Annotated in this window: 13 protein-coding genes; 7 read left to right on the forward strand and 6 right to left on the reverse strand. The window is 73.5% G+C overall.

Features of this window, described 5'->3' with window-relative positions; genetic code table 11:
* Positions 1-2: 2 nt before the first annotated feature.
* Entirely contained in the window at positions 3-1,052 is a 1,050-nt protein-coding gene (locus EV284_RS18695) for a LacI family DNA-binding transcriptional regulator (protein WP_130335565.1), read from the reverse strand.
* Between the two features lie 216 nt (positions 1,053-1,268).
* Between EV284_RS18695 and EV284_RS18700 the strand changes: the two genes are divergently transcribed.
* On the forward strand, positions 1,269-2,222 hold the full coding sequence (locus tag EV284_RS18700; protein ID WP_130335567.1) for an ROK family protein: 954 nt from the start codon (positions 1,269-1,271) through the stop codon (positions 2,220-2,222).
* Between the two features lie 47 nt (positions 2,223-2,269).
* Here the strand turns inward: EV284_RS18700 and EV284_RS18705 are convergent, their stop codons facing one another.
* The gene (locus tag EV284_RS18705; protein WP_242625757.1) at positions 2,270-4,132 is read right to left on the reverse strand and encodes an NPCBM/NEW2 domain-containing protein; all 1,863 of its coding nucleotides are present in this window, start codon (positions 4,130-4,132) and stop codon (positions 2,270-2,272) included.
* 321 nt (positions 4,133-4,453) lie between these two features.
* Here EV284_RS18705 and EV284_RS18710 point away from each other — a divergent pair, with 321 nt between their 5' ends.
* Complete coding sequence (locus EV284_RS18710) at positions 4,454-4,642, forward strand: hypothetical protein (protein WP_030803714.1); 189 nt, start codon at positions 4,454-4,456, stop codon at positions 4,640-4,642.
* Between the two features lie 143 nt (positions 4,643-4,785).
* Positions 4,786-5,829 carry an NUDIX hydrolase gene (locus EV284_RS18715; protein ID WP_130335571.1) on the forward strand — a complete coding sequence of 348 codons (1,044 nt, stop codon included), beginning with the start codon at positions 4,786-4,788 and terminating at the stop codon, positions 5,827-5,829.
* A 58-nt stretch (positions 5,830-5,887) separates the two neighbouring features.
* Here EV284_RS18715 and EV284_RS18720 read toward each other — a convergent pair whose 3' ends face one another.
* On the reverse strand, positions 5,888-7,243 hold the full coding sequence (locus EV284_RS18720; protein ID WP_130335573.1) for a dipeptidase: 1,356 nt from the start codon (positions 7,241-7,243) through the stop codon (positions 5,888-5,890).
* Positions 7,244-7,414: 171 nt separating this feature from the next.
* On the opposite strand from EV284_RS18720, the gene EV284_RS18725 reads away from it, so the two are divergent.
* Positions 7,415-8,689: a geranylgeranyl reductase family protein gene (locus EV284_RS18725; protein WP_242625721.1), complete on the forward strand. Its 1,275-nt coding sequence runs from the start codon at positions 7,415-7,417 to the stop codon at positions 8,687-8,689.
* A 12-nt stretch (positions 8,690-8,701) separates the two neighbouring features.
* Here EV284_RS18725 and EV284_RS18730 read toward each other — a convergent pair whose 3' ends face one another.
* Complete coding sequence (locus EV284_RS18730) at positions 8,702-9,154, reverse strand: nitroreductase/quinone reductase family protein (protein WP_130335575.1); 453 nt, start codon at positions 9,152-9,154, stop codon at positions 8,702-8,704.
* Between the two features lie 129 nt (positions 9,155-9,283).
* Between EV284_RS18730 and EV284_RS18735 the strand changes: the two genes are divergently transcribed.
* Positions 9,284-9,976, forward strand: a complete 693-nt coding sequence (locus EV284_RS18735) for a TetR/AcrR family transcriptional regulator (RefSeq protein ID WP_130335577.1) — start codon at positions 9,284-9,286, stop codon at positions 9,974-9,976.
* Positions 9,977-9,986: 10 nt separating this feature from the next.
* On the opposite strand, the gene EV284_RS18740 is transcribed toward EV284_RS18735, so the two are convergent.
* Positions 9,987-10,766, reverse strand: coding sequence for a DeoR/GlpR family DNA-binding transcription regulator (locus EV284_RS18740; RefSeq protein WP_130335579.1), 780 nt, complete (start codon positions 10,764-10,766; stop codon positions 9,987-9,989).
* A 123-nt stretch (positions 10,767-10,889) separates the two neighbouring features.
* Here EV284_RS18740 and EV284_RS18745 point away from each other — a divergent pair, with 123 nt between their 5' ends.
* Both EV284_RS18745 and EV284_RS18750 read left to right on the forward strand, forming a co-directional pair.
* Positions 10,890-11,771 carry an SIS domain-containing protein gene (locus tag EV284_RS18745; RefSeq protein WP_130335581.1) on the forward strand — a complete coding sequence of 294 codons (882 nt, stop codon included), beginning with the start codon at positions 10,890-10,892 and terminating at the stop codon, positions 11,769-11,771.
* Positions 11,772-11,792: 21 nt separating this feature from the next.
* Positions 11,793-12,662 (forward strand): class II fructose-bisphosphate aldolase, encoded by an 870-nt coding sequence (locus EV284_RS18750; RefSeq protein ID WP_130335583.1) that lies wholly within the window; start codon positions 11,793-11,795, stop codon positions 12,660-12,662.
* On the opposite strand, the gene EV284_RS18755 is transcribed toward EV284_RS18750, so the two are convergent.
* Positions 12,649-13,782: a methyltransferase gene (locus EV284_RS18755; protein ID WP_130336431.1), complete on the reverse strand. Its 1,134-nt coding sequence runs from the start codon at positions 13,780-13,782 to the stop codon at positions 12,649-12,651. The two genes, EV284_RS18750 and EV284_RS18755, sit on opposite strands and share 14 nt — an antisense overlap.
* Between the last annotated feature and the right edge of the window lie 115 nt (positions 13,783-13,897).

Genomic DNA, 13,897 nt, shown 5'->3' on the forward strand with positions numbered 1-13,897 from the left:
CCTCAGTCCGCCGGCGGCAGCTCTCCGGAGCCCCGCGTGATCAGGCGGGTGGGCAGTTCGAGGCGTTCCGGGGTGCCGGGGGCGCCGTCGAGGCGCTGGAAGAGGCGGTCGGCGGCGGTGCGGCCGAGCGCGGCCGCGTCCTGCGCGACCACCGTCACACCCGGCTGGAGCAGGTCTGCCAGTTCGAAGTCGTCGAACCCGACCAGGGCGACCGGCCGGTCGTGCTCGGCCAGGACCCGGATCACGGTGACCGTCACCCGGTTGTTGCCGGTGAAGACGGCGGTCACCGGGCCGGGCCCGGCGAGCATCTCCTCCGTGGCCCGCCGCACCCGCTCCGGATCGGTCGCCCCGAGGGACATCCAGCCCTCCGCGACGGGTATCCCCGCCTCCTCCATAGCCGCCCGGTAGCCGCGCAGCCGCTCGGCGGCCGTGTGGATGCGGGGCATGTCGCCGATGAAGCCGATCCTGCGGTGGCCGTGTGCGATCAGATGGGCCACCCCGTCACGGGCGCCGCCGAAGTTGTCCGACAGGACCACGTCCGCGTCGATGCCCCCGGCCGGCCGGTCCACGAACACCGTGGCCACACCCGCCCGGATCTCCGGCTCCAGATAGCGGTGGTCGTCCCCGGCCGGGATCACCACCAGACCGTCCACCCGCCGTGCGCACAGAGCGAGCGCCAGCTCCTGCTCCCGCTCCGGGTCCTCCGCGCTGGACCCGTTGATCAGCAGCGCCCCGTGGGCGCGGGCCACCTCCTCGACGGCGCGGCTGAGCGGCCCGTAGAACGGGTCCGCGAGGTCCTCCAGCACCAGCCCGATGCTCGCCGTACGGCCCTTGCGCAGCACCCGGGCGCTGTCGTTGCGCCGGAAGCCCAGCGCGTCGATCGCCTCCCGGACCCGCCGCTCGGTGTCCGGGGTGACGCCCGGCTCGCCGTTGACCACGCGGGACACCGTCTTCAGGCCGACCCCGGCCCGCGCGGCCACGTCCTTCATGGTGGGCCGGTTGCCGTAACGGCTGCCGTTGGCGCGGTCTGCTCGGCGGGTGGTCTCGGGCACGGTGCGGTGTCCTGTCCTGTTGTCCGGGGGTGTCGCGGGGTGGTGCGGGCAATCAAAGGCCGGTACAAGCATGTGGCGTCGAGCATAGAGCCTGGACAACGTTGTCAGGTGCGAGAGAGACTGTCCACCGCCGTCCCGGCCCGCGCCCCCACCGCGACCAGGCGGGGGAGGCCCACCGGATCACCACCTACGGCTCGACGGGGAGACCAGACTCAGATGCACACCGACCTCGTGGCGGCCCTGGACATCGGCGGTACCAAGATCGCCGGTGCGCTGGTGGACGGTCATGGCCGGATTCAGGCGCGCACCCAGCGCGCGACACCCGCGCGACAGGATGGCGAAACGGTCATGCGGGCCGTCGAGCAGGTGCTCGGCGACCTCGCCGCTTCGCCGCTGTGGGGACGCGCCTCCGTGATCGGCATCGGCAGCGCCGGCCCGGTGGACGCCTCGGCGGGCACCGTGAGCCCGGTCAACGTGCCGGGCTGGCGCGGCTTCCCGCTGGTCGAGCGGGTACGTGCGGCCACCGGCGGCCTGCCCGTCGAGCTGATCGGCGACGGGGTCGCCATCACCGCCGCCGAGCACTGGCAGGGCGCCGCGCGCGGCCATGACAACGCCCTGTGCATGGTCGTCTCCACCGGCGTCGGCGGCGGACTGGTCCTCGGCGGTCGGCTGCACCCCGGCCCCACCGGCAACGCCGGTCACATCGGCCACATCAGCGTCGACCTGGACGGCGAACCGTGCCCCTGCGGCGCGCGCGGCTGTGTGGAGGGCCTGGCCAGCGGCCCGAACATCGCCCGCCGCGCCCTGGCCGACGGCTGGCTGCCCGGCCCGGACGGCGACACCTCCGCCGCCGCCGTGGCGGACGCGGCCCGCCGGGGCGACCCGGTCGCCGTGGCCTCCTTCGAACGGGCCGCGCAGGCCCTCGCGGCCGGGATCGCGGCGACCGCGACCCTGGTCGAGATCGACATCGCGGTGATCGGCGGCGGCGTCGGCAAGGCGGGGGACGTGCTCTTCGCCCCGCTGCGCAAGGCCCTCACGGACTACGCCACTCTCTCCTTCGTCCAGCGGCTCACCGTCGTACCCGCCCAGATGGGCACCGACGCGGGGCTGGTCGGCGCCGCGGCCGCCGCGCTGGCCCTCCGGCCGGACACCACCGCCGCCGGGGTCTGACAGCCGCGCGTGGCCACGGGGGCAATACCCCCGTGGCCACGGCCGGTTCAGCAGCTCAGCCGGGCCTTTGCCCAGTCCGCGTGGTCGGAGTCGATCCCGTCGCCCCCGTCGGTGACGACCAGCCGCACCACCTGCGCGCCGGTGACCTCGGCGGTGAGCGGCCGGGCGGGGTCGGCGTTGGTCAGCACGCCCGTCGAGGCGGCCTTCACCCCGTCCGCCCAGATCTCGAACGCCACGCTCCCCTTCGCGCCCTTCTCGTCGTCCACGCCCACCTCGGCGGTGACCGTCGAGCAGTGCCGCCCGGCGTAGTAGGCGACCTCGCTGGCCGCGTGCACCCCGAGACCCTTGGCGTACACCGTGGAGCCGATGGTGAGGGGGGCGCCGTCGCCCGCCGCGTCCTCCCCGTTGCTGGTGTCCCGCTCCACCGGACCCCACCCGCTGACCGCCGAGAGCCACGGCAGGTCGCTCAGGTAGGAGGCCCCGGCAGGCGGCGCCACCACCACGGACGCGGTCACCGGCAGCTCAGTGGTGACCCGCTCCCCGGCCGGCGAGCGGTACCGCACGCGCAGCGAGAAGGCGTACGACCCGACCGGCGTCCCCGGCGGCGCCGTCACCCGCCAGCGGGTGCGCAGGGACGCCCCGTTGGGCAGGGCCGCCGCCGTGGCCGGGGACAGGGCGCCTACGGTCCAGCCGCCCGGGCCGGTCAGCGCGGCCGAGACCTCGCGGGCCGGGGTGCGGCCCAGGCCGGTGACGGTGGTGGTGAGCGTCGCCGGGGTGTCCCGTTCGATGAACGGGGCCTCGTCCAGGCCGAGTTCGACGGCGGGCGGGTGTTCCGCCCAGTTGCCGTCGGCCGACACCCGGAGGAGGACGGTGCCGTGGGCCGGGACGGTGGCGGCGATGGTGCCGGCCGTGTTGGTGTCCCGGTGCCGCCAGAGGTCGCGCTGGGTGTAGCCGGCGGCGCGGGGCAGCCCCACGGCGGCGGCGCTGGTGGCGACGCGCTGCGCGGTCCCGGACTCGTTGAACAGGGCGACCGCGCGGCTGCCGTCGGCCATCTCCTTGACGACCACCCAGCGCCCCGCCTCACTGGAGACCACCGTGCCCTGCTTGCCCAGCGGGTCCTGGTCGACCGCGATGACCTCCTTGTTGCCCAGGATCTCCAGCGTGGCGGGGGAGGCGGTGCGCAGGTCGGTGCCGATGAGCAGCGGGGCCGCCATGACCGACCAGAGCGAGAAGTGGGAGCGGTACTCGGTGTCGGTCATCCCGCCGTTGCCGACCTCCAGCATGTCGGGGTCGTTCCAGTGGCCGGGACCGGCGTACGGGGCGAGGGGGAGGTTCTGCTTGAGGATGGAGAGCATCGAGCCCCAGCTGTCGCTGATGTCCCCGGTGGTGCGCCAGAGCTGGCCCACGTCGGCGGCCCACTCCCAGGGCTTGTTCTCCCCCCACTCGCAGATGCTGTACACGATGGGCCGACCGGTGGCCCGCAGGGCGTCGCGCATGGTGCGGTAGCGCTGCCGGGCGTCGACACCCTGGTTGTTGCAGTTGTCGTACTTCAGATAGTCCACGCCCCAGTCGGCGAACTGCCGGGCGTCGCTCTCCTCGTGGCCCAGCGCGCCGGGGAAGCCCGCGCCGTCGCAGGTCTTGGTGCCCGCGCTGGTGTAGATGCCCAGCTTGAGGCCCTTGGTGTGGACGTAGTCCGCGACCGCCGAGATGCCGTGCGGGAAGCGGGCCGGGTCCGGCACCAGCTTGCCGTCGGCGTCGCGCTGGGGGAGCGCCCAGCAGTCGTCGAGGTTGACGTACTGGTACCCGGCGTCCTTGAGGCCCTCGGACACGAAGAGGTCGGCGATGCCCTTGACCATGTCCTCGTTGAACTCGGCACGGCAGTGCGTGGAGTTCCAGTTGTTGAAGCCCATCGGCGGGGTGGGCGCCAGGTTCTCGGCAGGCGCCGCGGGAGGGGGCGCGGCCGTGGCCGGGGCGGCGATACCGCCGGCGCTCAGCAGCGCCGTCAGGAACAGGGCGGCTGCTCGGATGCGGTGCGTGCGGGGACGAGGGTGACGCATCGTCGACGTTCCTCCGGCTCGCGGCAGACAGGGGACGGGCACCGGTGCGCGATCACGGTAGGACGTGTTCGACTCTGTTGGAAGAGCTGAGACGGAAGCGTTCGATCCTGTTGGTTGAGCTGGCCGAAACCGGTACCGCGTGACCCCGCGGGCAGTACGGCAGTTGATCACGGCATGAAGAAGCGCAGCATGCTCGCCATCGCCAGCCTCGCCACCGGATTCGTCGTGGCCGCCCTCACCCCGTCCCACGCCGCCGAGAACGCCGGCCTGAGCGACCTCAAGGTGGACGACACCCTGAGCACCGTCGACCACATCGTGAGCCAGGACAGCTTCGACGTGGACGAGGGAGCGCTCGGCCGGTAACGGCCGGAACCGACCGCCCGCACGGTGCCGGGACCCCTGCCCCCGGGGGCCCCGGCACCGTGCTGTGCGCCCTCAACTGCGCGTGGTTTCCGTGACAGGGTGGAACGGGCAAGCCCCAGGGGGCCGACAGAAGAGGGGGAACCGTGACCGTCGTCTGGATCAACGGCGCGTTCGGTGCGGGCAAGACCACCACCGCACGGGAATTGATCGAACTGATCCCGAACAGCACGCTCTTCGACCCCGAGCTGATCGCCGCGGCGCTCCCGCGCCTGCTGCCGGCCAAGCGCCTCGCCGAGGTCGACGACTTCCAGGACCTGCCGATCTGGCGCCGGCTGGTGATCGACACCGCCGCCGCCCTCCTCGCCGAGCTGGGCGGGACCCTGGTGATCCCCATGACCCTGCTGCGCCAGGAGTACCGCGACGAGATCTTCGGCGGCCTCGCCGCCCGCCGGATCTCGGTGCGCCATCTCCTGCTCACCCCGGCCGAAACGATTTTGCGCCAGCGCATCGCCGGGCGCGAGCCCTCGCCGGGCGTGCCCGACGCCGAGATGCGCGAGCGGCAGTGGGCCTATGACCACATCGAGCCCTACCGCGCGGCCCTCGCGTCCTGGCTCACGGCCGACGCGTACCCCGTCGACACCAGCCGGCTCACGCCATACCAGAGCGCCGTCCGGATCACCGAGGCCGTGGGCAGCGGGGCGGCGCGGCCGTGCGAGATCGTGCAGACGCCCGAGCCGGCCGGGGAGACCCTGGCCGCCGGGGTGCTGCTCTTCGACGCGGAGGACCGCGTGCTGCTGGTCGACCCGACCTACAAGCCGGGCTGGGAGTTCCCCGGCGGAGTGGTCGAGCGGGGAGAGGCCCCGGCCCGCGCCGGGATGCGCGAGGTCGCCGAGGAGGTCGGGATACGGCTGCGGGAGGTGCCCCGCCTGCTGGTGGTCGACTGGGAACGCCCCATCCCGCCCGGCCACGGCGGACTCCGGCTGCTCTTCGACGGCGGCCGGCTCGGCCCCGACGAGGCCGCCCGAGTGCTGCTGCCCGGCCCGGAGTTGCGCGCCTGGCGCTTCGTCACCGAACGCGAGGCCGCCACCATGCTCCCGCCGGTCCGCTACGAGCGCCTCCGGTGGGCCCTCAGAGCCCGCGAACGCGGCGCCGCGCTGTATCTGGAGGCGGGGGTCCCGGTCGGCTGAGCGGGGCGCGGCGACGGCGCGCCCCCGCCCTGACGGGAACGCGCCCTCGCCGACTTGTTCAGTTCGCCGCGTAGTTGTTCAGGAACAGGGCCTCCGCGACCGAGAGGCGCTCCAGTTCCTCGGGGGAGACGCTCTCGTTGACCGCGTGGATCTGCGCCTCCGGCTCGCTCAGGCCGATGAGCAGGATCTCGGCCTCGGGGTAGAGGCCGGCGAGAGTGTTGCAGAGCGGGATCGAGCCGCCCTGGCCCGCGTACTGCATGGTCTCGCCCGGGTAGGCCACCGCCATCGCGTCGGCCATCGCCTGGTAGGCGGGGCTCGTGGTGTCGGCACGGAACGGCTGGCCCTGGCCGACCTGCTCGATGCTCACCCGCGCGCCCCACGGCACATGGGCCTCCAGGTGGGCGGTGAGCAGCTTGGTCGCCTCGGCGGCGTCCACGCCCGGCGGCACCCGGAGGCTGATCTGCGCGCGGGCGGTGGCCTGCACGGACGGGGTGGCGCCCACGACGGGTGGGCAGTCGATGCCGATGACGGTCACGGCCGGCCGGGCCCACAGGCGGTCGGCCACCGAGCCGTCACCGATCAGCCCGACGCCGTCCAGCACCTTGGCGTCCGAGCGGAACTGCTCCTCGCCGTACTCCAGGCCCTCCCAGCGGGTGTCGGTAGCGAGGCCGTCCACCGTCGTCGAACCGTCCTCGGCGCGCAGCGAGTCCAGCAGGCGGATGAGCGCGGCGAGCGCGTCCGGGGCGGCGCCGCCGAACTGGCCCGAGTGCAGGTTCCCGGCCAGGGTGTCGACCTGGACCCGGAGCATCGTCATACCGCGCAGGGTGGTGGTCGCCGTCGGCAGGCCGACCCGGAAGTTGCCGGTGTCGCCGATCACGATGGTGTCCGCCGTCAGCAGCTCCGGGTGCGCCTCCGCGTACCGCTCCAGACCGCCCGTGCCCTGCTCCTCGGAGCCCTCCGCGATGACCTTCACATGGACCGGCACCCCGCCGTTCGCCTTCAGCGCGCGCAGCGCCAGCAGGTGCATGATCAGGCCGCCCTTGCAGTCGGCCGCGCCGCGCCCGTACCAGCGGCCGTCCCGCTCGGTCAGCTCGAACGGGGGCGTGGTCCAGCCGGCCTCGTCCAGCGGGGGCTGCACGTCGTAGTGGGCATAGAGCAGTACGGTCTTCGCGCCCTCGGGGCCGGGCAGGTAGCCGTACACCGACTGCGTGCCGTCGGGGGTGTCCAGCAGTGCTACGTCGGTGAAGCCCTCGGCGGTGAGCGCGTCCACGATCCAGTTCGCGGCGCCCTCGCTCTCGCTCCGCGGGAACTGCTCGAAGTCCGCCACCGACCTGAAGGCGACCAGCTCGGCCAGCTCCGCCTTGGCGCGGGGCATCAGCGAGGCGACGGTCTCGGCGACCGGATTCGACGACATGGGCACGGCTCCTCGTGGGTTACGACGTTGAACTGCTGGAATACACCGATCCTCCCACAGGGGCCCACGCCGGGGACCGGCCGTAGGATGCGTGGGACAGGGGGGTCCCCCGCCCCGTGTCAGCGGTGCACCGGGGGAGCGGCAGCGGCTTGATCGGAGCGATGGACCATCGTGAGCGGCGAGAACACTTCGGCGGAGGATGAGCGGCGGGTCTGGGACGTCGTCGTGGTCGGCGCGGGACCCGCGGGCGCCTCGGCGGCCTACGCGGCGGCCGTCGCCGGCCGCCGGGTGCTGATCCTGGAGAAGGCGGAACTGCCCCGCTACAAGACGTGCGGCGGGGGCATCATCGGCCCCTCCCGCGACGCGCTCCCGCCCGGCTTCGAACTCCCCTTCCAAGACCGGGTGCACGCGGTCACCTTCTCCCACAACGGCCGTTTCACCCGGACCCGCCGCTCCCGGCAGATGCTGTTCGGGCTGATCAACCGGCCCGAGTTCGACCAGCGTCTGGTGGAGCACGCCCAGAAGGCGGGCGCGGAGGTGCGCACCGGCGTCACCGTGCAGCGGGTGGAGCAGCACGGCTCGGCCGTCCCCGACCGGCGCACCGTCGCCGTGGTCCTGCAGGGCGGCGAGACGGTACTGGCCCACGCGGTCGTCGGCGCCGACGGCAGCGCCAGCCGCATAGGGGCCCATGTCGGCGTCAAGCTCGACCAGGTCGACCTCGGTCTGGAGGCCGAGATCCCGGTGCCGGACACCGTCGCCGAGGACTGGAAGGGCCGCGTCCTCATCGACTGGGGCCCGCTGCCCGGCAGTTACGGCTGGGTCTTCCCCAAGGGCGACACGCTCACGGTCGGTGTGATCTCCGCGCGTGGCGAAGGGGCGGCCACCAAGCGGTACTTGGAGGACTTCATCGCCCGGCTGGGCCTGGCCGGCTTCGAACCGAGCATCTCCTCCGGGCACTTGACGCGCTGCCGCGCCGACGACTCCCCGCTCTCCCGCGGCCGGGTGCTGGTCTGCGGGGACGCGGCCGGACTGCTGGAGCCCTGGACCCGTGAGGGCATCTCCTTCGCACTGCGCTCCGGGCGCCTGGCGGGGGAGTGGGCGGTGCGGATCGCCGAGGCCCACGACGCGGTCGACACCCGCAGGCAGGCCCTGAACTACGCCTTCGCCATCAAGGCGGGGCTCGGCGTGGAGATGAGTGTCGGCAAGCGGCTGCTGGCCGCCTTCGAGCGCCGTCCCGGTGTCTTCCACGCCGGGATCACCGGGTTCCGGCCCGCGTGGAAGGCGTTCCGGGACATCACCACCGGCGCGACGACGCTGGGGGAGATGGTCAGGTCCCGTCCGCTGGCCCAGCGGACGCTGGCCGCGCTGGACCGGGGGCGGACCACGCCGGACGTTCCGGCCGAACAGCCGGAGCAGCCCGAGCGGGGGGACACCGTCAGTCCGTGACGGTGAGCGCCGTCAGTCCGTGACGGTGATCCGGAACACCGGGTGGTCGGAGGCGGCCGCGAGGATCTCCGCGTCGGAGCTGCCCGCGGTCACCCCGGCGAAGAACTTGTCGACCTGCCAGCCCCAGCGCTCCAGATAGGTCCGCAGGATCGGGAGCTTCTCGTCGTCGGGCAGCTCCACCGCGCGGAACGGCCGCACCTTGCGGCCGACCCGCAGCTCACCGCCGTGCGCCGCCCGCATGTTCCGCACCCACTGGGAGTGGCCGCGCGCCGAGACGAGGTACCGCTCGCCCTCGTAGGTGTGCGGGTTGACCGGGATGCGCTGCATCTCGCCGCTCTTGCGGCCGCGCACCGACAGCTCCGCGCTGCCCGCGAGGCTGACACCGAGCCGGGCGAGCTTGCCGACCAGCCCGTTGAACCACGTGCCGAGCGGGCTTGCCTTCAGGTAGTACGGCGCGGACGACATGACGGCCCCCAGGGGTTCGGGAGAGCGGTGCTCTCGCTTCTGCCTCCAGTGTGCCGAGATCAGTGCTCTCACGCAAGAGCAGTGCTCTGCTTTGTGTGCACTGCTCTGTCGCATGGCACACTGACCCGCATGAGCACCGCTGAGGGCGCCCGCGCGCGGGCCAGGACCGAGGTCACCGCGGCCATCAAGGACGAGGCCCGCAGACAGCTCGCCGCCGAGGGCGCGGCGAAACTCTCGCTGCGCGCCGTCGCCCGCGAGCTGGGCATGGTGTCCTCCGCGCTCTACCGGTACTTCCCGAGCCGCGACGACCTGCTGACCGCGCTGATCATCGATGCCTACGACTCGCTCGGCGCGGCGGCCGAGACCGCCCACGCGACCGTCCCCAAGGGGGAGTTCCTGCGCCGCTGGACGGTCGTCTGCGAGGCGGTACGCGGATGGGCGCTGGCCCACCCGCACGAGTACGCCCTGATCTACGGCTCGCCCGTACCCGGATACGCGGCCCCCGCCACCACCATCCCGTCCGCCGCGCGGGTGGCCATGGTGCTGGTCGGCGTCGTCCGCGACGCCGACCGGGGGCCCGGCCTCACCGGGCCGGCGCTCCCCGCCGAACTGCGGCCCGAGGCCGAGCGCATGGCGGCCGACATCGCCCCCGAGCTGCCGCTGGAGGCCGCGCCCGCCATGGTCGCCGCCTGGGCGGAGCTGTTCGGGCTGGTCGGGTTCGAGCTGTTCGGGCAGTTCGAGCAGGTGGTGCTCGACCGCGAGCGCTTCTTCCGGCACGCCGTGACCCGGCTCGGTACGAGCGTGGGCCTGCCCGCCGCCTGATCCGGACGGCTCAGACGGCCAGCACCCGCACGCCCGCCTCCTCGAACCGGCGCACCGTCTCCGGGGCGACCGATGCGTCCGTCACCAGGGTGTCCACCGGCTCCGGGCCGCAGATCCGGGCGAACGCCCGCCGCTGAAGCTTGCTGGAGTCGGCCGCGACCACCACCCGCTCGGCGCGCTCGCACAGCAGCCGGTTGACCGCCGCCTCCGACTCGTCGTGCGCCGCCGCGCCGTGCACCGGGTCGAAGGCGCCCACCCCGAGCACCGCCACGTCCAGCGTGACCCCGCCGAGCACCCCGTCGGCGAGTGGCCCGACCAGCTCGAACGACTGCGGACGCGCGACCCCGCCGGTCACCACGATCTTGAACTGCGGCCGCACGGCGAGTTCCCCGGCGATGTTCAGCGCGTTGGTGACCACGGTCAACGCGGGCGAGCCGGCGGCCAGATCGGGACGCAGGGCCAGCGCGCGGGCCACCTCCGTGGTCGTCGTGCCCCCGGTCAGCCCCACCGCCTCGCCCGGCGCCACCAGATCCGCCACCGCCGCCGCGATCCGCTGCTTCTCGGAGGCGTGCCGGGCCGTCTTGTAGCGCAGCGGCAGCTCGTACGACACGCCGTGCGCCACCGCCCCGCCCCGCGTGCGTACGAGCATCCGCTGCTCGGCCAGCCCGTCGAGGTCCCGGCGGATCGTCGCCGCCGACACCGCCAGCTCGGCCGCCGCCTCCTCGACCTCCAGCCGGCCTCGCTCCGCGAGGAGTTCCAGCAGTGCCTGCCAGCGGGTCTCCCGCGCCATCGGGTCTCCGTTCCTGTGCTCTCCCGGCGACCCTAACGCACCGCCGATCTACGTCCTGATGCTTGATCGTGCTCGAAAGTCGGCAGTATCTTGCATGAACGATCAGCCTGGGGAGGGTGTGGCATGATCCATGTCGAGGACGAGCTGAACAGCCAGCCGGAGTGCTGGGAGCGGGCGGCACGGGAGGCGGACCGGTACCGGGCGGCTCTGCCGGTGCCGGGGGAGCGGGTCGCGGTCGTCGGCTGCGGGACCTCGTACTTCATGGCGCAGGCCGTGGCCGCGCTGCGCGAGGACGCCGGGCAGGGCGAGACGGACGCCTTCGCCGCCTCGGAGTTCCCGCGCGGCCGGTCCTACGACCAGGTCATCGCCCTCACCCGCTCGGGCACCACCACCGAAGTGCTGGACCTGCTGGCCCAGTTGAAGGGCACGGCACGCACCACCGCGATCACCGCCGATCCCGGGACACCCATACGCCGGGCCGCCGACGAACTGGTGGTCCTCGACCACGCCGACGAACGCTCCGTCGTGCAGACCCGGTTCGCCACCACGGCCCTCACCCTGCTCCGCGCCCACCTCGGGCTGCACACCCCGGCCGCCGTCGCCGACGCCCGCGCGGCCCTCACCGTCCCACTGCCCGAAGGACTGGTGAAGCGGCGGGAGTTCACCTTCCTCGGCCGGGGCTGGACCGTGGGACTGGCGAACGAGGCGGCGCTGAAGATGCGCGAGGCCTCGCTGTCCTGGACCGAGGCGTACCCGGCGATGGAGTACCGGCACGGCCCGATCAGCATCAGCGGCGAGGACACCGCGACCTGGACGCTCGGTCCGGCGCCCGAGGGGCTCGCCGAACAGGTGCGCGCCACCGGCGCGTCGTGGATCGAGGGCGGACTCGATCCGCTCGCCGAACTGATCCGCGTCCAGCGTCTCGCCGTCGCCGTGGCCGCCGCCCGGGGACTCGACCCCGACCGGCCCCGCCATCTCACCCGCTCGGTGATCCTCGCCCCCTGAACACGGAAGGGACCAGCCGCCGTGCCCCTCACCACCACCGGTGAACTGATCACCCGAGCGGCCCGGCTCCGCACCGCCGTGGCCGCGTTCAACATCATCACCCTCGAACACATCGAGGCCGTCGTCGTGGGAGCCGAGGCGGCCGGAGCGCCCGTCGTGCTCCAAGTGAGCGAGAACGCGGTCAAGTTCAGGAGCGGCCACCTCCGGCCCCTCGCCCGCGCCGCCGTCTGCGCCGCCGAACAGGCCGCCGTACCCGTGGCATTGCACCTCGACCACGTCCAGAGCGACGACCTTCTGCGCCGCGCCCCCGACGCCGGGTTCAGCTCGGTGATGTACGACGCCGCGCGCCTGCCCTACGCCGAGAACCTGGCCGCCACGCACGCGGCCGCCGACTGGGCGCATGCCCGAGGTCTCTGGATCGAGGCCGAGTTGGGCCAGATAGGCGGCAAGGACGGCAGACCGCCGCTGGACGCCCACGCCCCCGGCGCCCGTACCGACCCCGCCGAGGCGCGGGACTTCGTCGCGCGGACCGGTGTCGACGCGCTCGCCGTGGCCGTCGGCAGCACCCACGCCATGACCACCCGCACCGCGTCCCTGGACCACGCCCTGCTCAAGCGGCTCGCCGCCGGACTGGGCGTACCCCTGGTGCTGCACGGCTCCTCGGGCGTGCCGGACGACGAGCTGGTCAGGGCGGTCGAGGGCGGCATCGGCAAGGTCAACGTCGGCACCGCCCTCAACGCGGCCCTCACCCGAGCGGTCCGCGAGCATCTCGGACGGCACCCCGGGGCCGTGGACCCCCGCACCTACCTCGCCGGCGGCCGGACGGCCATGGCCGACGAGGTGGCCCGGATCATCCGGGTACTCGCCCGGGCGGACGTCAGCCCTTCTTGACCGCCTTCAGCACCACGAACTTGGGGTTGCCGGCCACCAGTTCACAGTTGCCGAACAGCCGCTTCAGCTTCACGTGGTAGCCCAGGTGCCGGTTGCCGATCACCCACAGCTCGCCGCCCGGCCGCAGGGCGCGCTCGGCGCCGGTGAACATCCGCCAGGCCGTGGCGTCGCTGGTGGCCTGGTGGGAGTGGAAGGGCGGGTTGTTCAGCACCAGGTCCACGCTGCCGGACGCCACCCCGGCCAGCCCGTCCCCGACCCGGAACTCCGCGTGCCCCGGCACCCCGTTCGCCTTGTACGTGGCCTCGGCCGAGGCGACGGCCTGGAACGACTCGTCCACGAACAGGACCTCGGCCTCCGGGTCGGCCAGCGCCACCGCCGTACCCACCACGCCGTTGCCGCAGCCGAGGTCCACCACCCGGCGCCCGCGTGTCTCGGGCAGGTGTCCCAGCAGGAACCGGGTGCCGATGTCCAGCCGGTCGGCGCAGAAGACGCCCGCGTGATTGACCACCGGCCGTCCCGACGCCGCCCCGATCCCGTCCGGCAGGGTGTAGCCGTAGGGCCACGGGTTGTCCGCCACGACGAGCGCGGGGTCCGGGGCGCAGAAGATCAGCCGGGCCTTCTGCTCGGCCAGCGAGGTGCGGGTCGGCCCGAGAACCCGCTCGAACAGCTTGAGCGTGGAGGTGTGGATCTCCTTCACCATGCCGGTGCCGATCACCACCGTCCCCGCGTGCACCGAGGGCGCCAGCCGCAGCAGCTGGTCCTCCAGCAGCGCCAGGCTCTTGGGCACGCGCACCAGCAGCACGTCCACCCGCTCCGGCACCGGGTCCTGCGTGGTCAGCAGCCGTACCGCCCCGGGACCGACCCCGGCCCGCGCCAGGTTGGCCCGCGTGGCCTCCTGGCTCAGGAAGGAGTCGGTGATCTGCGTCGGCCGGTGCGCGGCGAGCGCCGTCGCCAGCGCGCCCCAGCGGTCGCCGAGCACCACGACCTCGCCCGACAGATCCACCCCTTCCCCGGCCAGATGCCGCAGCAGATACGCGTCGGAGGCGTCCCAGGCACGCAGCCGGTCGCGGGGGTCGTCGGGGAAACGGGACAGCTCGGTCTCGCCCCACGGAGTCGTCATGCGGTCGTTCATCGCCCCCCAGGCTAGCGGAGCCCCAGCTCAGGCCCGGTCGGCCGCTCAGGGGGCGTCCCGTCGGTCAGGCCGGGCCCGCGGCGTTCGGCCTGACCGACGGGAC

The sequence above is a fragment of the Streptomyces sp. BK022 genome (assembly GCF_004217355.1).
GTDB lineage: Bacteria > Actinomycetota > Actinomycetes > Streptomycetales > Streptomycetaceae > Streptomyces > Streptomyces griseoluteus.